At 72.4% G+C, this 20,341-nt stretch carries 15 protein-coding genes; 9 read left to right on the top strand and 6 right to left on the bottom strand.

The window, feature by feature from the left end:
- Positions 1–89: 89 nt before the first annotated feature.
- Positions 90–1,526 carry an MFS transporter gene (locus LCE31_RS19125; protein ID WP_225015749.1) on the bottom strand — a complete coding sequence of 479 codons (1,437 nt, stop codon included), beginning with the start codon at positions 1,524–1,526 and terminating at the stop codon, positions 90–92.
- A 324-nt stretch (positions 1,527–1,850) separates the two neighbouring features.
- On the opposite strand from LCE31_RS19125, the gene LCE31_RS19120 reads away from it, so the two are divergent.
- Both LCE31_RS19120 and LCE31_RS19115 read left to right on the top strand, forming a co-directional pair.
- Positions 1,851–2,180, top strand: a complete 330-nt coding sequence (locus tag LCE31_RS19120) for a hypothetical protein (protein WP_225015747.1) — start codon at positions 1,851–1,853, stop codon at positions 2,178–2,180.
- Positions 2,126–4,477, top strand: coding sequence for a glycoside hydrolase family 78 protein (locus LCE31_RS19115; RefSeq protein ID WP_374118501.1), 2,352 nt, complete (start codon positions 2,126–2,128; stop codon positions 4,475–4,477). Before LCE31_RS19120 ends, LCE31_RS19115 begins: the two co-directional genes overlap by 55 nt.
- 80 nt (positions 4,478–4,557) lie before the next feature.
- Here LCE31_RS19115 and LCE31_RS19110 read toward each other — a convergent pair whose 3' ends face one another.
- The gene (locus LCE31_RS19110; protein WP_225015745.1) at positions 4,558–5,769 is read right to left on the bottom strand and encodes an amidohydrolase family protein; all 1,212 of its coding nucleotides are present in this window, start codon (positions 5,767–5,769) and stop codon (positions 4,558–4,560) included.
- Positions 5,770–5,887: 118 nt separating this feature from the next.
- Between LCE31_RS19110 and LCE31_RS19105 the strand changes: the two genes are divergently transcribed.
- The gene (locus LCE31_RS19105; protein ID WP_225015743.1) at positions 5,888–6,502 is read left to right on the top strand and encodes a TetR/AcrR family transcriptional regulator; all 615 of its coding nucleotides are present in this window, start codon (positions 5,888–5,890) and stop codon (positions 6,500–6,502) included.
- Positions 6,503–6,556: 54 nt separating this feature from the next.
- On the opposite strand, the gene LCE31_RS19100 is transcribed toward LCE31_RS19105, so the two are convergent.
- Positions 6,557–8,803, bottom strand: a complete 2,247-nt coding sequence (locus LCE31_RS19100) for an ATP-binding SpoIIE family protein phosphatase (RefSeq protein ID WP_225015741.1) — start codon at positions 8,801–8,803, stop codon at positions 6,557–6,559.
- A 246-nt stretch (positions 8,804–9,049) separates the two neighbouring features.
- Between LCE31_RS19100 and aspS the strand changes: the two genes are divergently transcribed.
- Positions 9,050–10,813, top strand: coding sequence for an aspartate--tRNA ligase (gene aspS, locus LCE31_RS19095; RefSeq protein WP_225015739.1), 1,764 nt, complete (start codon positions 9,050–9,052; stop codon positions 10,811–10,813).
- A gap of 229 nt (positions 10,814–11,042) precedes the next feature.
- On the opposite strand, the gene LCE31_RS19090 is transcribed toward aspS, so the two are convergent.
- Both LCE31_RS19090 and LCE31_RS19085 read right to left on the bottom strand, forming a co-directional pair.
- The gene (locus LCE31_RS19090) at positions 11,043–11,996 is read right to left on the bottom strand and encodes a pirin family protein (RefSeq protein WP_225015738.1); all 954 of its coding nucleotides are present in this window, start codon (positions 11,994–11,996) and stop codon (positions 11,043–11,045) included.
- Positions 11,997–12,256: 260 nt separating this feature from the next.
- The gene (locus LCE31_RS19085) at positions 12,257–12,730 is read right to left on the bottom strand and encodes an SseB family protein (protein ID WP_225015735.1); all 474 of its coding nucleotides are present in this window, start codon (positions 12,728–12,730) and stop codon (positions 12,257–12,259) included.
- Between the two features lie 329 nt (positions 12,731–13,059).
- Between LCE31_RS19085 and LCE31_RS19080 the strand changes: the two genes are divergently transcribed.
- The 3 genes from LCE31_RS19080 (at position 13,060) to LCE31_RS19070 (ending at position 16,948) form a co-directional block, all read left to right on the top strand.
- Positions 13,060–14,886 (top strand): acyl-CoA dehydrogenase, encoded by a 1,827-nt coding sequence (locus LCE31_RS19080; RefSeq protein ID WP_225015733.1) that lies wholly within the window; start codon positions 13,060–13,062, stop codon positions 14,884–14,886.
- A gap of 361 nt (positions 14,887–15,247) precedes the next feature.
- Positions 15,248–16,561 carry a M18 family aminopeptidase gene (locus LCE31_RS19075; RefSeq protein WP_225015731.1) on the top strand — a complete coding sequence of 438 codons (1,314 nt, stop codon included), beginning with the start codon at positions 15,248–15,250 and terminating at the stop codon, positions 16,559–16,561.
- Positions 16,562–16,723: 162 nt separating this feature from the next.
- Entirely contained in the window at positions 16,724–16,948 is a 225-nt protein-coding gene (locus LCE31_RS19070; protein ID WP_225015729.1) for a DUF6458 family protein, read from the top strand.
- A 48-nt stretch (positions 16,949–16,996) separates the two neighbouring features.
- Here the strand turns inward: LCE31_RS19070 and LCE31_RS19065 are convergent, their stop codons facing one another.
- On the bottom strand, positions 16,997–18,844 hold the full coding sequence (locus tag LCE31_RS19065; protein WP_225015727.1) for an NHL domain-containing thioredoxin family protein: 1,848 nt from the start codon (positions 18,842–18,844) through the stop codon (positions 16,997–16,999).
- Positions 18,845–18,891: 47 nt separating this feature from the next.
- On the opposite strand from LCE31_RS19065, the gene LCE31_RS19060 reads away from it, so the two are divergent.
- Entirely contained in the window at positions 18,892–19,662 is a 771-nt protein-coding gene (locus LCE31_RS19060; protein WP_225015725.1) for a phosphotransferase, read from the top strand.
- A 10-nt stretch (positions 19,663–19,672) separates the two neighbouring features.
- Entirely contained in the window at positions 19,673–20,167 is a 495-nt protein-coding gene (locus LCE31_RS19055) for an LURP-one-related/scramblase family protein (RefSeq protein ID WP_225015724.1), read from the top strand.
- The last annotated feature ends 174 nt before the right edge of the window (positions 20,168–20,341 follow it).

The following is a 20,341-nucleotide window of genomic DNA, read 5'->3' as shown; positions in this document are numbered from 1 at the left end:
CCCCCGGCGCCGGCCTCCCGGCCCGGCCGCTCCCAGCCCTGGCCGCTCCCGGGCCCGGCCGCCCCCGGCCCGGTGTCTCGCGGGTCCGGTTACCGCTGGGTCACCAGCGCTTCCTTCACGAACCAGCCCTTGCCGCTGTCCGCCTCCCGGTGCCCGGTCTGGGTCAGCTGGAGGTTGTTGGTCTCCGGCGCCCACATCAGCGAGGTCACGCCGCCGATCAGCGACACGGCGCCCATGAACACCATCGACCAGCTCAGGCCCAGGTGGTCCAGCGACAGCGGCAGCAGGAACGTGCCCATCGCCGCTCCGATCCGGCTCGCCGCCGAGGACAGGCCGACGCCCGAGGTGCGGATCGACGTCGGGAAGACCTCGTCCGGGTAGATGCCGGGCAGGATGCTCATGATCCCGTAGCTGAACAGGTAGCCGAAGAAGCAGACCGTGGCCAGCCACACCGGCAGCACCGAGTCCAGCGAGACGACGAACAGCATCAGCGCGCAGACGAACATCGGCCAGATGAGGATCGTGCGGCGGCCGACGCGGTCCACCAGCCACCAGCCGGTCGCCGCGCCGATCAGCGCGATGACCGTGCCGAGCAGGGCGCCCGCGAGCGCGGAGCCGCCGAGGCCGATCGCACGCAGGACGGTCGGCTGGAAGAAGGTCAGCGCGAAGTAGGGCAGGACGATGCAGATCCAGAAGACGCAGGTGAACACGGTGCGCCGCAGGTAGTCGGGGGAGAACAGGTCCCGGTAGCGGGTCTCCTCGGCGTGCTCGGCGCGCCAGTCCTCGGTGTCCATCGAGACGCCGAGGTCCTCCTCGACGATCCGGGCGGCCTCCTCCTGCCGGCCCTTGGAGATCAGCCAGCGCGGCGACTCGGGGAGTCCGTGCCGGATCAGCAGGCACGCCACGGCGGGGACGGCGCTCGCGGCGAGCGTGTAGTGCCAGGCGCCCGGCCAGTTGGTGTTGACGAGGTAGCCGAGCAGGTACGCGACGACGTAACCGACGTTCCACAGGATTTCCAAGATCCCCAGATAGTTGCCGCGTTTCTTCGTGGGCGCGAACTCGGCGAGCAGCGGTGAGCCGATGGAGTAGTCGGCGCCGACGGCGAGACCCATGATCAGACCGAGCGCGAACACCTGCCAGGCCGCCGTGACGAAGAACATCAGCACGGCGCACGCCAGGAACACCGAGAGGTCGATGGTGAACATCGGGCGGCGGCCGAGCTTGTCGGTCAGGTAGCCGAGGCAGAGGCCGCCGAAGAACGTGCCGATCAGCGTCGAGGACGAGATCAGCGAGTTCCAGGTCGACGTGACACCGATGTCCCGGGCCATCGCCGTGCCGGCGAGCGCCGAGGCGACGGAGGCGAAGACGAAGCCGTCGATGAACATCCCGCCGCCGGTGGCGACGGTCAGGCGCCGCAGGAAGCGCCGCGTCCCGGGGCTTCCGTGGCCCCCGGGCCCCTCGGGGCTCCCCGTACCCGGCGGACTGGTCCTGCCCGCCCCGCGTGGTTCGTGCGCAGCTGTCGTCATGTGGTGTGCCTTCCGAGCGGCGGATGTACGGGCACCTCTCCAGAATCCGGGCAAACATTCCTGTGAATACGGTTTACGCGGGATCGAGGGGTGGCGCCCGCTCTGCCGCCCACCGGCGCGCCGTCGCACGCGCCTCTGCTCCGCCGCGCTCCGCCGCGCACTGCCTCGTACCGGCGCACCGCCGGCCGCGATCTCCACGGGACGCGATGTGTCCAGGGGAGTGGTCGGGGCCGTGGCGCCCTTCCCCGCGGAGATCGATCTCGGCACGATCTGAGCGGGGCCCCGGCCGGGCCCGTGCGGCGCCATGACCTTGAGGAGGGCCCGGTGGCATCAATCGTTCTGGACGTCCCGCGTGCGGAGCACCATCCGGCGGACCGGATCGGGATCGGGGAGCGGCGGCCCCGGCTGTCGTGGACCGTCCGCGAGGCGCCGTACGGGTGGACGCAGGGCGCGTACGAGGTGCAGGTCGCCGTGGACGCGCGGGGCGGCGCCGTGCCGCCGTGGGAGAGCGGGCGGATCGGCGGCGCCGACTCGGTGCTCGTGCCGTGGCCCGCGCCGCCCCTCGGGTCGCGGGAGCGCTGCGTGGTGCGCGTACGGGTGTGGGGGCGGGACGCGGCGGCGGCGGGCAGCCCTCGGCGTGGAGCCCGCCGCTGACCGTGGAGGCCGGGCTGCTCTCCCCCGCCGACTGGACGGCGGAGATGGTCGGCCCCGACGGGGAGCGCGACCCGGAGGCGTGGGAGCGCACGGCGCTGCTGCGCGGCGCGTTCGAGCTGCCCGCGCCGCCCGCGTACGCCCGGCTGTACGCGAGCGCGCGCGGCCTGTACGAGCTGGAGCTGAACGGCGCGCGCGTCGGCGACGAGGTCCTCGCCCCCGGCTGGACCAGCTACCGCCGGAGGTTGCGCTACCAGACGTACGACGTGACGGGGCTGCTGCGCGCGGGCCCGAACGTGCTCGGCGCGCATCTCGCCGACGGCTGGTTCCGGGGCCGTATCGGGTACGGCGGCGGCACCCGCGACGTCTACGGCGACCGCACCGGGCTGCTCGCGCAGCTTGAGGTGGTGTGCGGCGACGGCACCACCGTCCGCTTCGGCACGGGTCCGGGCTGGTGGGCCGCGCCGGGCCCGGTCCTGCGGGCGAGCCTGTACGACGGCGAGCACCACGACGCACGCCTGGTGCCGCCCGGCTGGTCGGAGCCCGAGTCGGAGGGCGGCGACGGCTGGCGGCCGGTGCGGGTCGCGGCGGACTTCGACGTACGGACGCTGCGCGCGCTCACCGGGCCGCCGGTGCGGCACACCCAGGACATCGCCCCGGTCGCCGTGACGACCTCGCCGTCCGGGCGGACGATCCTCGACTTCGGGCAGAACCTCGTCGGCCGGCTGCGGCTGCGGACGCGCGGCGGCTGGAAGGCGCGCGGCGCCGAGGTGACCGTACGGCACGCGGAGGTGCTCCAGGACGGCGAGCTGTGCACCCGACCGCTGCGGCACGCCGAGGCCACCGACCGCTACGTCCTCGCGGGGCGGCGCGAGGAGGTGTGGGAGCCCAGGTTCACCTTCCATGGCTTCCGGTACGCGGAGATCGACGGCTGGCCGGGGGAGTTCGACCCGGCGGACGTGACGGCCCGGGTGATCGGCAGCGATCTGCGCCGCACCGGCTGGTTCGCGTGCTCCGACGACGACGTCAACCGGCTGCACGAGAACGTGGTGTGGAGCATGCGCGGCAACTTCGTCGACGTGCCCACCGACTGCCCGCAGCGCGACGAACGCCTCGGCTGGACCGGCGACATCCAGGTCTTCACGCCCACGGCGGCCTTCCTGCACGACTGCTCCGGCATGCTCGCGTCCTGGCTCGCCGACCTGGCGGCGGACCAGTATGCCGACGGCACGGTGCCGCTGATCGTCCCCGAGATCCCCACCCCCGACTGGCTGCCCGCCTGGCCGATGGCGGTGTGGGGCGACGCGGCGGTGCTGATGCCGTGGGAGCTGTACCGGGCGTACGGGGACGAGGGCCTGCTGCGCAACCGGTACGGCAGCGCGCGGGCCTGGGTGGACCGGGTCCTCGCGGGCGGCACCGACGGTTCCGCGGGCCGGCAGCTCGGCGACTGGCTCGACCCGGCGGCGCCGCCGGACGACCCGTGGGCGGCGCGCACGGACGCGGGCCTGGTCGCGGCGGCGTACGCGGCGCGCTCGGCCGACGTCCTCGCGCGGATCGCGGAAGTGCTCGGTGAGAGCGCCGACGCCGAGCGCTACCGGGCGGCGGCGGCCAGGGCGCGCGACCGCTTCACCGCCGCGTACACCACCGCCGACGGGCGGCTGACCAGCGACAGCCAGACCGCGTACGCGCTGGCCCTCGTCTTCGACCTGCTGCCGGACGGCCTCGTGGAGCCGGCGGGCCGCCGCCTCGCGGAGCTGGTCGCCGCCGACGGCCACCACATCGCCACGGGCTTCGCGGGCACGCCGGTGATCTGCGAGGCGCTGACGCGCGCGGGCGCGCTGGAGGACGCGTACCGGCTGCTGCGGCAGCGGGAGTGCCCGTCCTGGCTGTACCCGGTGACGCGGGGGGCCACGACGGTGTGGGAGCGGTGGGACAGCCTGCTGCCCGACGGCACGGTCAACCCCGGCGAGATGACGTCGTTCAACCACTACGCGCTGGGCGCCGTGGCCGACTGGCTGCACACCCGGGTCGCCGGCCTCGCCCCCGCGGCGCCCGGCTGGCACCGCATCCGGATCGCCCCCCGCCCCGGCGGCGGCCTGACCTGGGCGCGCGCCCGGCACGAGACGCCGTACGGCACGGCGGACATCCGCTGGCGCCTGCACCGGGGCCACCGGCACCGGCTGGAGGCGGAGTTCACGATCCCGCACGGCACCACGGCGGAGGTCGACCTGCCGGGCCTCGCCCCGTACGAGGTGGGCCCGGGCAGCCACCGCGCGGGGGTGGACCTGCCGGAGGCGTGAGACGGCGGTCCGTGCGGGCGGCCCCGCCGGGGGCGCGGCACGGCGTACAGGACCGTGCGTGGACGTCGACCGGCGAGCGCTCAGTCCCCGGACGCCGCCCGCACCCCGGCCGGTGCGAGGCGGTGCCCCCGGCGCCACACCGCGCGGGTGTTCAGCGTCGAGGAGAGCTGCGTGGTCGGGTCGCCGTCCACGAGTACCAGGTCCGCCGCGGCGCCGGGCTCGATCCGCCCGCGGTCGGTGAGGCCGAACCGGTCGGCGGTACGCCGCGTCGCCGCGGAGAGCGCCTCGACCGGCGACAGCCCGCCCGCCTCGAGCAGGCGCAACTCGTCGTGCAGGCTCGCGCCGTGCGCCAGGCCCGGCACACCGAGGTGAGGCGCATCGGTGCCGGCGAGAACCTCGACGCCGGCGGCGTGCAGCAGCCCGACCGAGCGCAGGGCGTTGGACAGGTGGACGTTGTTCCAGGCGAGCTGGCGCCCCAGGTTCTCGCGCCACGCCGGGTCCAGGCGGGATGCCACCCGCAGGTCGGCGGCCAGGCGCGGGCCGGCGCCGTCGGAGGCGCCGGACGCGGTGACGCCCAAGGTGGTGATGACGAACATGCCTTGGTCACGCATCCGCCCGATCAGATCGTCGCTGGTGACCTCGTCGAAGTGCAGGTGGGTCACGCCGTCCGCGCCGGCCTCGACAGCCGCCCGGGTCGCCGCCGCGCTGAAGGCGTGGACCAGGGCCATCACCCCACGCTCGTGAGCCGCCTCGACGACCGCGGCGACGACCTCGGGCGGCACCACGGGCAGCGACATGCCGAACGTGTCGCCGTCCTCGACCATGATCTTGATGTAGTCCGCGCCCTCGGACAGGCGCCCCGCGACGAAGGCGGCAGCCTCACCAGGGACGGTGGCGGTGGGCCATACCGGGTCGCCCAGGCCGCGCCGCAGCTGGTGGGGATGTCCGTCGGGGTGGGCGAGCCCCCACGAGGCGGTGCGGACGTCGGCCAGATCGAACTCGCTCCGCGCCTTCTTCCGTACCGGGTCCATCACATCCGGCACCGACATCATGTCCAGCTCGGTTGTCACTCCGAAGCGCAGGGCCGTGCGCAGACCGTCCTCGTCCGTGTGGGTGTGGGCGTCGATCAGACCGGGCAGCAGGGTCCCGCCCCCGCCGTCGATCTCCTCCACCCCCTCGGGGACCTCGTGGCCGACCGAGGCGATCTTTTCGTCCTCGACGACGACCACCGAGGCATCGGCTACGTGTGTCCCGGTGAAGACGCGTGTGTTTGTGACCGCGAACCGACTCACAGCTCCTCCTTGCGGAATGTATCGCTCAGTACAGTGAGCGCGCGCCGAACTGTATCACCAGGTACAGAAGTTTTGTACTGTAAGATACAGAGCGCAGGGAGGGGCAGAAGGAGGGCTCATGGGGCACACACCGGCCACCGCGCGCGGTCGCGCGACCCGGGAGCGCATCCTCGGTTCGGCGGCGGCTCTCATCCAGCAGCGCGGCGTCGCGGCGGTGACGCTCGACGATGTCGAACGCGCCGCGGAGGTCGGCCGCAGCCAGCTCTACCACTACTTCGACGACCGGGACGATCTCATCCGCTCCGTGGTTCACTCCACCGTGGACACGGTGTTGACCGCGCAGGAGCCCCTGCTCCTGGAGGTCGACTCGCTGGCCGGCATCGACCGCTGGTTCGACGCGATCGTGGCCAACGGGACGCGGCAGGACCCGGTGGGCGGCTGTGCGATCGGCTCGTTGGCCAGCCAGCTCAGCGGCCGGGACGACCTCGCCCGGCAAGCGTTCGTGGACGCCTTCGGCCGCTGGGAAGCACCCTTCATCGCGGGCCTGCGCCGGATGCAGGAGTCGGGCGAGCTGCGTCCGGACGTGGACGTGACGGAGCTGGCGGACCTCACCATGGCGGCTATCCAGGGCGGCCTCCTGCTTGCCCAGATCCGCCGTACACCGGATCAGCTCCGTCTCGCCCTGCGCGGCGCGCGGGCGGCGTTGGAGGACGCGCTCACCCCCCGGGCGTGAGGTGCAGGACCGGTCGGCGCTTGCGTTCTCCGCGGGCGGGCCGGGGCCGGCCCCTCAGACCCGGCCCGCTTCCGCCACCAGGTGCTCCCGCAGTTCGAACCAGATCATCTTGCCGTCGCCGCGCGGGTCGACGCCCCACTCGTCGGCGAGGACCTCCATCAGCACGAGGCCCCGGCCGCTCGACGCCATCTCGCCGGGCTTGCGGCGGTGCGGGAGCTGGTCGCTGGTGTCGGCCACCTCCACGCGCAGCGTGCGGGAGCCGGACTCGCCCGCCGTCTCCGCCGACACCAGGGCGTCTCCGTCGGTGTGCACGAGGACGTTGGTGACCATCTCGGAGACCATGAGGACCGCCGAGTCGATCTGCTCCTCGTCCGGCCAGTCGTGCAGCAGGGCCCGCAGCTGGTGGCGGGCGTCCGCGATGCGCTCGGGGTCCGCCTGCGCGACGGTGAGCGCCGCGCGGCGCGGCGCGGCGAGGGCGCCGCCCGTGCGCGCCGGGTCGCGGGAGAGCAGCACGAGCGCGATGTCGTCCTCGCGGCGCTCCGCGAGCGGCCCTGTCGTGTAGTGGGAGATCGGCCCGTGCACCGACTGGATGAGCGCGTCCGCCAGCTTCTCCAGGGACTCCTTCTCCAGCGCGCTCTCCGTGTGCTGCTCGATGATCGGCCGCAGCCGGTCCCAGCCGGTGAACATGTCGTGGCCGCCGGTCTCGATCAGCCCGTCCGTGCAGAGCATGATCACTTCGCCGTGGCCGAGCACGAGCCGTGTCGTCGGGTAATCCGAGTCCGTCTCGACGCCGAGCGGCAGGCCGCCCTCGGTCTTGCGGATGATCGCTGTGCCGTCCGCCATCCGGATCACCGGGTCCGGGTGGCCCGCGCGGGCGATGTCGAGCGTGCCGGTGACCGGGTCGACCTCCAGGTAGAGGCAGGTGGCGAAGCGCGGCCCGGCCTCCTCGTCCTCCTCCTCGTACGGGAGCCCGTCGCTGCCCACGATCGGGTGCTGCTGGAGTCCGGAGAAGAAGCGGGACGCGCGGGAGAGCACCGCGTCGGGGCTGTGCCCCTCGGAGGCGTAGGCGCGCAGCGCGGTCCGCAGCTGCCCCATCAGGCTCGCCGCCCGCACGTCGTGGCCCTGTACGTCCCCGATGACCAGCGCGAACCGCCCGTCGGCGCCCGCAGGCCCCGCGGGCAGCGGGATCATGTCGTACCAGTCGCCGCCGATGACCAGGCCGCCGCCGGTCGGCACGTACCGCGCCGCGACCGACATGCCGGGCAGGTCCGGCGCGAGGCGCGGCATCATGGCCCGCTGGAGGCCCTGCGAGAGCGCGCGCTCCGTCTCGGCCACCTCGGTACGTGCGAGGGCCTGCGCCAGCATCCGCGCGACGGTCGTCAGCACCGACCGCTCGTCGGGCGAGAACGCCACCGGGTGCTTGAACGCCGCCATCCAGGCGCCGAGCGTGCGCCCGCCGACGATGAGCGGCAGGTAGGCCCAGGAGCAGCGGTGCATCACCCGCACGTACTCCCACATCAGCGGGTAGCGGCGCTCGTACTCCTCGGGCGAGGGGATGTAGATGGCGCGGCCCGTGCGCATCACCTCGGCCGCCGCGTAGTCCGCGTCGAGGCGGAGGTGCCGGTCGAAGTCCTCCGAGGTCTGCATGGCGCCGTAGATCCCGATGAGCTTGATGCGCTCCCCCGCGGTGCCGAACACGGCCAGGGCGTCCGGCGAGAAGCCCGGCATCGACAGCGACGCCGCGACCCGCAGCACGTCCTCGGTCGAGTGGGCCTCGGCGAGCGCCCTGCCCGCGTCGAGCAGGAACGCCTCGCGCGAGCGCCGCCAGTCCCCGGTGACCGGCCTGCCGTCGACCGTGGCGCCCGGTTCGGGCTCCGCGATCTCCTGCAACATGCCGACGAGCTCGAACATCCTGCCGCGGATGTCGGGGGAGGCCCCGCCGCCCCTGCCCTCGCGCGCGCCGCTGCTCCCGCGCGCACCGCCGTCGTGCGCGCCGCCGTCGTGCACGTACGGCCGGGAGCGCGACCGGACGGTCCGCAGCACGTTGCCGTCGCCGTCCACGATCCGCAGCCGTGCCTCGGCGAGGGTCTCCTCGGAGGCGGCGAGGCGGACGACGCCTCCCACCTCGTTCCAGTCGACGGGGTGCACCCTGGCCCGTAGCTCGGGCAGGCCGATCTCGGCGGGCGCGGCCGGCAGCCCCAGCAGCCGGGCCGCCTCGGCGTCGAGCGAAACGATGCGGGACGCACCGTCCCAGCGCCACAGGCCTGTCGCGTTTGCCGACAGAACGTCCTCGGTGCGCATTTTTCCACTGTATGGACAGGTTCCGAGTCCGTGCCACCGAACGCCACCGAACGCCGCGGCCCGCCGCGTCCCGTGCCCGCCCGGGTTGCGCGGACGCCGGGCCCTTCGCCCGCCCGGGAAACGCCCGTGAAGGGCGTCCGCGCCGGGCGATAGAGTTGCGGTGGCCGTCCGAGCCGTGTCCGACCCGATTCCGTACGGTCCGTGAACGGTTCGCCACCCCACCACCCCAGGACTGGATGAACGACGATGCATCGGTACAGGTCCCACACCTGCGGCGAGCTCCGCGCCTCTGACGTCGGCACCGACGTCCGGCTGAGCGGCTGGCTGCACAATCGCCGAGACCTGGGCGGCATCCTCTTCATCGATCTGCGCGACCACTACGGTCTCGTGCAGCTGGTGGCCCGTCCGGGTACGCCGGCCGTGGAGGCGCTGTCGCACCTGACCAAGGAGACCGTCGTACGGATCGACGGCACGGTCTCGGCGCGCGGCGCGGACAACGTCAACCCCGAGCTGCCGACCGGCGAGATCGAGATCGAGGTCTCCGAGGTCGAGGTGCTCGGCGCGGCGGCCCAGCTGCCCTTCACGATCAACGCCGACGACGGCGTCGGCGAGGAGCGCCGTCTGGAGTACCGCTTCCTCGACCTGCGCCGCGAGCGCATGCACCGCAACATCATGCTGCGCACGGCCGTGATCTCCGCGATCCGGCACAAGATGACGGCCCTCGGCTTCAACGAGATGGCCACCCCGATCCTCACCGCGACGTCCCCCGAGGGCGCCCGCGACTTCGTGGTGCCCTCCCGGCTGAACCCCGGCAAGTTCTACGCGCTGCCGCAGGCCCCGCAGCAGTTCAAGCAGCTGCTGATGGTCTCCGGCTTCGACCGCTACTTCCAGATCGCGCCCTGCTTCCGCGACGAGGACGCGCGCGCGGACCGCTCGCCCGGCGAGTTCTACCAGCTCGACCTGGAGATGAGCTTCGTCGAGCAGGAGGACGTGTTCGGCCCGGTCGAGAAGCTGATGACCGAGCTGTTCACCGAGTTCGGCCAGGGCCGCGAGGTCACCTCGCCGTTCCCGCGCATCCCGTTCCGCGAGTCGATGCGCAAGTACGGCAACGACAAGCCGGACCTGCGCGCGAAGCTGGAGCTGCACGACGTCTCCGACGTCTTCGACGGCTCGGAGTTCAAGGCGTTCGCGGGCAAGCACGTGCGGGCGCTGCCGGTGCCGGACACGGCGGGCCGGCCGCGCAAGTTCTTCGACCAGCTCGGGGAGTACGCGGCCACGCAGGGCGCCAAGGGCCTCGCCTGGGTGCGCGTCGGCGACGACGGCGCGCTGAGCGGCCCGATCGCGAAGTTCCTCACCGAGGAGAACGTCAAGGTCCTCACCGAGCGCCTGGCGCTCGCCCCGGGCCACGCGGTCTTCTTCGGCGCGGGCGCGTACGACGAGGTCTCGAAGATCATGGGCGCGGTCCGCGTGGAGGCCGCCAGGCGCGCGGGCCACTTCGAGGAGGGCGTCTTCCGGTTCTGCTGGATCGTCGACTTCCCGATGTACGAGAAGGACGAGGAGACCGGCCGGATCGACTTCTCGCACAACCCCTTCTCGATGCCGCAGGGCGGCCTCGAGGCGCTGGAGACGAAGGACCCGCTGGACATCCTGGCGTGGCAGTACGACATCGTCTGCAACGGCATCGAGCTGTCCTCGGGCGCGATCAGGAACCACGAGCCCGAGATCATGATCAAGGCGTTCGAGATCGCCGGGTACGAGCGGGACGACGTCGAGCGCGACTTCGCCGGCATGTTGCGCGCGCTGCGCTTCGGCGCCCCGCCGCACGGCGGCATCGCCCCCGGCATCGACCGCATGGTGATGCTGCTCGCGGACGAGCCCAACATCCGCGAGACCATCGCCTTCCCGCTCAGCCAGAACGCGCAGGACCTGCTGATGGGCGCGCCGAGCGAGCTGACCGAGGCGCGGCTGCGTGAGCTGCACATCGCGCTGCGCAAGCCGCAGGGGAAGTGACGCGGGGGCGCCACTGCCGAGAACGCGGGGGCGCCACTGCTGAAGAAGGCGGGTGCGCCGCTGAGAGCGCGGGCGCGCCGCCGCTGAGAAGACCGAGGGCGCGCACTGCCCTGTGACTCCGCCCGCGACGGAAGGGACCGTCGCGGGCGGAGTCGTGAGCGTGAGCGGGTCGGTGCCGGGCGGGGGCGCGGCCGTACGGAGCGGCCTCCGGCGCCGGGGGCCCGCAAGGTCAGACGTGCGGGACCGGGGCGGTGCCGAGGCGGCCCGCCTGGAAGTCCTCGAAGGCCTGGCGGAGTTCGGCCTGCGTGTTCATCACGAACGGCCCGTAGTGCGCCATCGGCTCGCGGATCGGCCGCCCGCCCAGCAGGACGACCTCCAGGTCCCGGGTGTTCGAGTCCTGCGTGTCGTCCGCGCGCACGGTCAGCGAGGAGCCCGCACCGAACACGGCCGTCTGGCCCGTGTGCACGGGACGGCGGTCCGCACCGGCCGAGCCGCGCCCGGCCAGCACGTACGCGAGGCCGTTGAAGTCCTCCTGCCAGGGCAGCGTGATCTCGGCGCCGGGCCTGATCGACGCGTGGATCATCGTGATCGGCGTGTGCGTGATGCCGGGGCCCTCGTGGCCGTCCAGCCCGCCCGCGATGACACGCAGCAGCGCGCCGCCGTCGGGCGTGCTCAGCAGCTGCACCTGGCCGCCGCGGATGTCCTGGTAGCGGGGGTTCATCATCTTGTCCCTGGCCGGGAGGTTCACCCACAGCTGGAGGCCGTGGAAGAGGCCGCCGGAGACGACCAGGGACTCCGGCGGCGCCTCGATGTGCAGCAGGCCGGAGCCCGCCGTCATCCACTGGGTGTCGCCGTTGGTGATGGTGCCGCCGCCGCCGTTGGAGTCCTGGTGGTCGAAGACGCCGTCGATGATGTAGGTGACGGTCTCGAAGCCGCGGTGCGGGTGCCAGGGCGTGCCCTTCGGCTCACCCGGCGCGTACTCCACCTCACCCATCTGGTCCATCATGATGAACGGGTCGAGGTACTGGTGGTTGATGCCCGCGAAGGCGCGGCGCACCGGGAAGCCCTCCCCCTCGTAGCCGCCGGGGGCCGTGGTGACGGCGAGGACGGGCCGGGCGACGGCCTCGGCGGGCGCGGCCACGCGCGGCAGGGTCAGCGGGTTTTCCACGGTCACAGCAGGCATGGGAGCCCTCCTCGGTGTCTTCCCTCAATTTAGTTGAAGCGTGAACATCCCGCAAGCGTGCGGCATTCCGCGCACCGGCCCCGGGGCGCGCCGGAGAGCCCCGCGGCGCGGTGGATGCGGCGCGGGCGGGCTGGGTACGGGACGCGGCGGGTGCGGCGAGGGCGTCTGGGTACGGGACCACGGGACGCGGCGCGGCGGGTACGCGGAAAGGCGGCGCACCCGAGGGTGCACCGCCTTTCCTTCTCCGGGAGGGGCGGGAGTCAGCCGTACATGCGGCGCATCGCGTAGTCGACCATCTGCTCGACCGCCTTCGCGTCGAAGACCATCCGGTGTTCGCCCTCCATGTCGAGGACGAAGCCGTACCCGGTGGGGAGCAGGTCGATCACCTCGGAGCCGGTGATCACGAAGTACTTGGAGTCCTTGCCCGCGTAGCGGCGCAGCTCCTTCAGCGTGGTGAACATGGGGATCACCGGCTGCTGCGTGTTGTGCAGGGCCAGGAACCCGGGGCCGTCGCCGCGCGGGCAGTAGACCTTCGACGTGGAGAAGATCTGCTGGAAGTCCTCGGCGGACAGCGCGCCCGTCGTGAACGCCTTGACCGCGTCCGCGAGAGACGGAGGGGACGGCTCCGGGTACCGCGGCTGCTCGCCGTAGCCCCCGCCCATCGGCTGCTGCTGCTGTTGGCTCGGCTGGGCGTACTGCTGCTGGGCGCCAGGCGTCTGCTCGTAGCCGTACATGGCCGCAAGAATACTGAAGTACGGCGGGCCGATGGGGTCCTGGGCCACCCGGGATCGCGTCCCGTGCCCGTGGGCCCGGCGCGGTGTGCGCGGTGCCGGCGGGCGCAGGGGCGGGCGCCGCCGCCGCGCCCCGGGAGGGCTCCGCGCGCGGACGGGAGCCGCGTCACACATCCCTGGCCGGGGTTGCCCTTATTACCGACGGGTAGCATCATCGGAGGTGCTGGACGGTGCTGAAGAGTGCCGAACGCCGAATCACGCCGAACCGGATACATGTCTGAGGAGCCGACCCGCCTCCGGGCCTCCTCGTGAGCCTTTACGGAGCCGTGGCCATGGGGCACTACAAGTCGAACCTCCGCGACATCGAGTTCAACCTCTTCGAGGTGCTCGGCCGGGAGAAGCTGTACGGCAGCGGTCCCTTCGCCGAGATGGACGTGGAGACCGCGCGCAGCATCCTCGCCGAGGTCACCCGCCTCTCGGAGCAGGAGATCGCCGAGTCCTTCGCGGAAGGGGACCGCACTCCGCCGGTCTTCGACCCGGAGACGGGCACCGCGCCGCTCCCCGAAGCCTTGAAGAAGTCCTACGCGGCCTTCATGGACGCCGAGTACTGGCGCCTCGGGCTGCCCGAGGAGATCGGCGGCACCACCGCGCCGCGCTCGCTGATCTGGGCGTACGCGGAGCTGGTGCTCGGCGCGAACCCGGCCGTGTGGATGTACTCGTCGGGCCCCGCCTTCGCCGGCGTCCTCTTCGAGGAGGGCACAGAGGAGCAGAAGAAGATCGCGGCGCTCGCCGTCGAGAAGCAGTGGGGCTCGACGATGGTGCTGACCGAGCCCGACGCGGGCTCCGACGTCGGCGCGGGCCGTACGAAGGCGGTCCAGCAGGACGACGGCTCCTGGCACATCGAGGGCGTGAAGCGGTTCATCACGTCCGGTGAGCACGACCTGTCCGACAACATCCTCCACTACGTGCTCGCCCGTCCCGAGGGCGCGGGACCCGGCACCAAGGGCCTGTCCCTCTTCCTCGTGCCGAAGTACCACTTCGACCCCGAGACCGGTGAGCTCGGCGAGCGCAACGGCGTCCGCGCGACCAACGTCGAGCACAAGATGGGCCTCAAGGTCTCCAACACCTGCGAGATGACCTTCGGCGGCGAGACGCCGGCCAAGGGCTGGCTGGTGGGCGAGAAGCACGAGGGCATCCGGCAGATGTTCCGCGTGATCGAGTTCGCCCGCATGATGGTCGGCACCAAGGCCATCGCCACGCTCTCCACCGGCTACCTGAACGCGCTGGAGTACGCGAAGGAGCGGGTGCAGGGCCCCGACCTCGCGCAGTTCACGAACAAGGCCGCGCCGAAGGTCACCATCACCCACCACCCCGACGTGCGCCGCTCGCTGATGACGCAGAAGGCGTACGCGGAGGGCATGCGCGCCCTCGTCCTCTACACGGCCGCGGTGCAGGACGAGATCGCCGCGAAGGAGGCGGCGGAGGAGGACGCGACCGCGCTGCACGGCGTCAACGACCTGCTGCTCCCGGTGGTCAAGGGCTACGGCTCCGAGAAGTCGTACGAGCAGCTCGCGCAGTCGCTCCAGACGTTCGGCGGCTCCGGCTACCTCCAGGAGTACCCGGTCGAGCAGTACATCAGGGACGCGAAGATCGACACCCTCTACGAGGGCACCACCGCCATCCAGGGCCAGGACTTCTTCTTCCGGAAGATCGTCAGGGACCAGGGCACCGCGCTGAACACGCTGGCCGAGGAGATCAAGCAGTTCCTCGCCGTGTCGACGGGCGGCGCCGACCTCGCGGCGGCGCGTGACGCGCTCGGCAAGGCGGCGGCGGACCTGGAGGCCATCGTCGGCACCATGCTCACGGACCTCACCGCCACCGGTGAGGACGTGAAGAACATCTACAAGGTCGGACTCAACACCACGCGCCTGCTGATGGCCTCGGGCGACGTGATCGTCGGCTACCTGCTGCTGCGCGGCGCGGCGGTCGCGGCGGAGAAGCTGGAGACGGCGCCGGCCAAGGACGTGGCGTTCTACCAGGGCAAGATCGCGGCGGCGAAGTTCTTCGCGGCGAACGTCCTGCCGGGCGTGAGCACGGAGCGGCAGCTCGCCGAGGGCACGGACGTCTCGCTGATGGAGCTGGACGAGTCGGCGTTCTGACCACGTCGGCGGCACGCTGATCGCGAGCCGGACTCGGACCACGCGACGGCCCTCGGCTCACGAATCGGCGTTCTGACCACGCGCCGGTGCTTCCGGCATGACAGGCGGCGGGGCGCTCCTCCAGGACGTGGAGGGGCGCCCCCCCGGCGTCGCCGCCCCCGCCCCCGGCCGGACAAGGCGCGGTGGGGAGCGTGGTGTTCGCCACGTCGCGTACCACCCGAGGGGCGGCACAGCTTTATCCAACCTTCCTACTGAACGCCGCGATTTGAGGGTTTCGTCACCCCCGCCGGAAGCTGCAGGGCGTACAAATGAACCCCTGAGGCCGAGGGCCGTGCCGTCACCCGTCGTTAGGGTGAACCACATGAGCACTTCCCCTCGCCGCCCGGGGCCCCGTTTCGACCGTGGCCACACCGACGACCTGATGGCCTTCCTCAGCGCCTCGCCGTCCCCGTACCACGCGGTGGCGAACGCCGCGGCACGGCTGGAGAAGGCGGGCTTCCGCCAGGTGGCGGAGACCGACGCGTGGGACGGCGCGGCGGGCGGCAGATACGTGCTGCGCGGCGGCGCGATCATCGCCTGGTACGTGCCGGAGGGCGCGTCCGCGCACACCCCGTTCCGGATCGTCGGAGCCCACACCGACTCCCCGAACCTGCGGATCAAGCCGCTGCCGGACTCGGGCGCGTACGGCTGGCGGCAGGTCGCCGTGGAGATCTACGGCGGCGCGCTGCTCAACACCTGGCTCGACCGGGACCTCGGCCTGGCGGGCCGGATCACTCTGCGCGACGGCAGCACCCGCCTCGTCACCGTGGACCGTCCGCTGCTGCGTGTCCCGCAGCTCGCCGTCCACCTCGACCGGTCCGTCAACACCGATGGCCTGAAGCTGGACCGGCAGCGCCACATGCAGCCCATCTGGGGCCTCGGCGACGCACAGGAGGGCGACCTGATCCGCTTCGTCGCGGACGAGGTGGACGTGGCGGCGTCGGACATCACCGGCTGGGACCTGATGCCGCACCCCGTGGAGCCGCCCGCCTATCTGGGCCGCGACCGCGAGCTGGTCGCGGGGCCCCGGATGGACAACCTGATCTCCGTGCACGCGGCGACCGCGGCGCTCACCTCCGCCGCGACGATCACCGGCAAGGACCTGCCGTACATCCCGGTGCTCGCGGCCTTCGACCACGAGGAGAACGGCTCGCAGTCGGACACGGGCGCGGACGGGCCGCTGCTCGGCACGGTGCTCGAACGGTCGGTGCTGGCCCGCGGCGGCTCCTTCGAGGACCGCTCGCGCGCCTTCGCCGGCACGGTCTGCCTGTCCTCCGACACGGGGCACGCCGTGCACCCCAACTACGCGGAGCGGCACGACCCGACGCACCAGCCGCGCGCCAACGGCGGCCCGATCCTGAAGGTCAACGTGAACATGCGGTACGCGACGGACGGCGCGGGCCGTGCCGTGTTCGCGGACGTGTGCGAGCGCGCGGGCGTGCCGTGGCAGAACTTCGTCTCCAACAACGCCATGCCCTGCGGCACGACGATCGGCCCGATCACCGCCGCCCGGCACGGCATCACGACGGTGGACATCGGCGTGGCGATCCTGTCGATGCACAGCGCCCGCGAACTGTGCGGCGCGGACGACCCGTTCCACCTGGCCAACGCGTTGACCGCGTTCCTGGAGGGCTGACCCGCCGCCGGAGCGGTGCCGTCCGCCGCCGCCCGCGGACGCGCCGCGGCAGCCCGGAGGCTGACGCGACGGCAGCCGCCCCCGCCCGCATGCCTGTTCGCCCCCTGGGTACCCGGTGCCAAGGCCCGGAAGGCCACCAACTCGTATCAGGAGGCGGTACTCATGGGCATCGGCGGATGCATCGCACTCATCGCGATCGGCGCGATCCTCACGTTCGCGACCGACTGGCACATGAAGGGCGTGAACCTCGATCTGGTCGGGGTCATCCTGATGGCCGTCGGCGTCATCGGGATCGCGACGTTCACCAGCATCGCGCGGCGCAGGCGCGGCGCCGTCATCGAGGAGACCGTGGTGGACCACGACCACCACCACGGTCCGATCCTCTGACTCCGCAGCCGCCCGCTCGGGGCGTTTCCTCAGCCCGCGCCAGGCTCCTCAGCCCGCGTCGGCGTCCGCGTCAAGGCCGGCGAGCACCAGGCCGAGGCGCCCGGTGCCGCCGTCTGCGACGCGGACCGGGACACCCCAGTCCTGCTGGTGGACATGGCAGGCCGGGTACTCGATGTCCGGGTCGTCGTCGCAGGACGCGGCCATCGCGGACACATGCAGCACGCCCTCGGTGATCCCTTCGGCCAGCACCAGGTCACGGGTCAGGTCGGTGCCCGCGCCCTCGCCCTTCGCCAGCAGCTCGGGCGGGGTGGACGACACCAGCAGCCGCGTCGAGGGCCCGTAGCGGGTGTCCAGCTTCTGGCCGTTCGGCGCCGTGAACACCACGTCGAGCCGTACGGTGCCGGGCGCCACGTCGGTGGGGGCCCGCCGCGTACGGTGCGCGACGGCCTCCACCCGTACCGCCTCCTCGGGCAGGCGAAGCCGGGTCAGCCGGTGCCTGCCCGACTCCACCACCACGATGTCGTCCCTCGCGAGGACCGCGTCCGACGGCTCCCGCAGGTCCGTGGCGAGCGTGCTGACCTCGCCGGTCGCGGGGTCGTAGCGCCGCAGCGCGTGGTTGTACGTGTCGGCCAGCGCGAGCGAGCCGTCCGGCAGCGCGGTCACGCCCAACGGGTGCTGGAGCAGCGCCTGCCCGGCCGGCCCGTCCCGGTGGCCGAAGTCGAAGAGGCCGAGGCCGACCGCCGTGCCGACGGTGTACGAGCCGTCCTCGGCGCGCTCCACGTAGCGCAGCGCGCTGTTCTCCGAGTCCGCGACCCACAGCCGGTCACCGGCCACCGCGAGACCTGAGGGCTGTGCGAACAGCGCCTCCGACGCGGGGCCGTCGACCAGGCCCTCGCCCGTCGTGCCCGCGACGGCCTCGACCGTGCCGCTGGCCGGGTCGTACGTCCACAGCTGGTGCACCCCGGCCATGGCGATCCACAGCCGGTCCTGCCACCAGGCGAGATCCCAGGGCGAGGAGAGCGGCACCTCCAGCGCGGGCCCCGAGGTGGGTGACTCGTGCCACCACCACTGCTTGCCCGTGCCCGCGAGCGTTCCGATCGCACCGGTCTTCGGGTCGAACGAGCGGAGCGCGTGGTTGACCGTGTCCGCGACGGCCACCGTGCCGTCGGGCAGCAGCGCGAGGCCCTGTGGCTCGCGGAAGGAGTTCCGGCCGAAGCCGCGCTCGCCGCCGCCGACGCGGCGCAGGACGCTCTCGCCGTCGGCGGCCAGCTCGACCAGCTGGTGGCGGGTGGTGTCGGAGACGAGGAACGTACCGGTCTCCGGCAGGACCACGGCCTTGCCGGGGAAGCGCAGGTCGCTCGCGACCGGCTCCGGCTCCACATAGGGCCCGTCGCCCCGCCGCAGCGTGCCCTTGGCCTCGTGCTCGGCCTCCAGCTCCTCGACGAGCCGCCCGATCGCGTGCGTATGCCCCTCGCCCGCGTGCTGGGCGACGATGTAGCCCTCCGGGTCGATCACGACGAGCGTGGGCCACGCGTGCACCGCGTACTGCTTCCACGTCGCGAGCTCGGGGTCGTCCAGCACCGGGTGGCGCACCTCGTACCGCTCCACGGCGTCCACCACGGCCTCGTGCTCGGCCTCGTGCGCGAACTTCGGCGAGTGCACACCGACGATCACGACGGTGTCCTGGTGTTTCTCCTCCAACTCCCGCATGGCGTCCATGGCGTGCAGGCAGTTCACACAGCAGAACGTCCAGAAATCGAGCACGACGATACGTCCCCGCAGCTCGGCGAGGGTGTACGAGACGCCGCCCGTGTTCAGCCAGCCGCCCTTGCCGGTCAGCTCGGGGGCGCGCAGGCGGGCCCGCCGGGGTGCGGGCGCGGAAGTCGGATTGTCCATGGTGCCAAGGGTGCCATGGCGCCCCGAGTGACATAGGTTGCCTGGTCATGGGGACCGGGGAGAGCGAAAGAGCGGCGGGGGCGTCCGGTACGGGCCGGCCGGAAGGGCCCAGGCCCGGACCGCTGCTGGGATCGGGCCGCACCGCCGACATCTACGCCGTCGGCGCGGCGGAGGGCATCGGCGGTGCCGATGGTGATGGCGGGAGCTGGGTGCTGCGCCGCTACCGCGACGGTCTCGACGCGTCCGGGGAGGCCGTCGTGATGGCGTATCTGCACAGCCGGGGCTATCCGGTGCCCGAGCTGAGGCCACCGGGCCCCGGCGGTGGCCTCAGGCCCACGGACCTGGTGATGCGGCGGCTGACCGGGCCGACGCTCGCGGAGTCGCTGGTGGCGGGCCGGACCACGCCCGCCGAGGCCGGCGCGATGCTGGCGGAGTTGCTCCGGCGCCTGCACGAGATCCCGTCCCGGGCGGGCGGCGGGAGCATCCTCCATCTCGATCTGCACCCGGAGAACGTGATCCTCACGGCGGACGGCCCGGTCGTCATCGACTGGTCGAACTGGGAGGAGGGCGATCCGGGACTGGACCGGGCGGTGTCCGCGCTGATCCTGGCGCAGGTCGTCGTGGGCGACTCCGGCCACCCGCGAGAGCCCGTACGGGCCGTGCTGAAGACACTGCTGGAGCGGGCGCCTGTTTCACGTGAAACCTTGGCCGAGGCGCACGCGCGCCGCCGGGCGAATCCCACGATGTCCCCGGCCGAACTGGCACAGCTGGACGACGCGGTGGCGCTCATAGGAGAGATGGGTCCAGCGGGAGGGTAGCGATAGCTCCATGAAATATCAGGTAAGGGACCGGATCTTCGGCATCGGCGACGACTACTGGATCGAGGACGAGCACGGCCGCAAGGCCTTCCTCGTCGACGGGAAGGCGCTGCGGCTGCGCGACACCCTGGAGATCAAGGACCCGTCGGGCCGGGTGGTGATCACGCTCCGGGAGAAGATGTTCAGCATCCGGGACGCGATGACGATCGAACGCGACGGCGAGGCGCTGGCGACGATCCGCAGGAAACGACTGTCCCTGCTGCGCCACCACTACCGCGTGAGTCTGGTGGACGGCACGGAGCTCGACGTCAGCGGCAAGATCCTGGACCGCGAGTTTGCCATCGAATACGACGGCGAACTGCTGGCCGAGGTCTCCCGCCGATGGCTGTCGGTGCGGGAGACCTACGGCGTGAACGTGATCCGCGAGGACACGGACCACGCCCTGCTCCTGGCAGTCGCGGTCTGCGTGATCCGCATGGCAGAAAAGGAACACGAGGAGCGCTAGCAGCACGCGCCACGCGGCCCATGAAGGGCGCCGCGCCCTACGCGCGGGCCGCGACGGGCGCCGGGCCTTCCGCGCGGGCCGCGACGGGCGTCACGGCCGCGGAGAGCGGTGGCCGACGTCCGTCTAGGGCCTAGCGGCCGGCTGCGTTTTGCTGGGTGGGGGTCGGGGTTCGGG

This window comes from Streptomyces sp. 8L, assembly GCF_020176795.1.
GTDB lineage: Bacteria > Actinomycetota > Actinomycetes > Streptomycetales > Streptomycetaceae > Streptomyces.
This window is presented reverse-complemented; position numbering and strand designations above follow the sequence as displayed.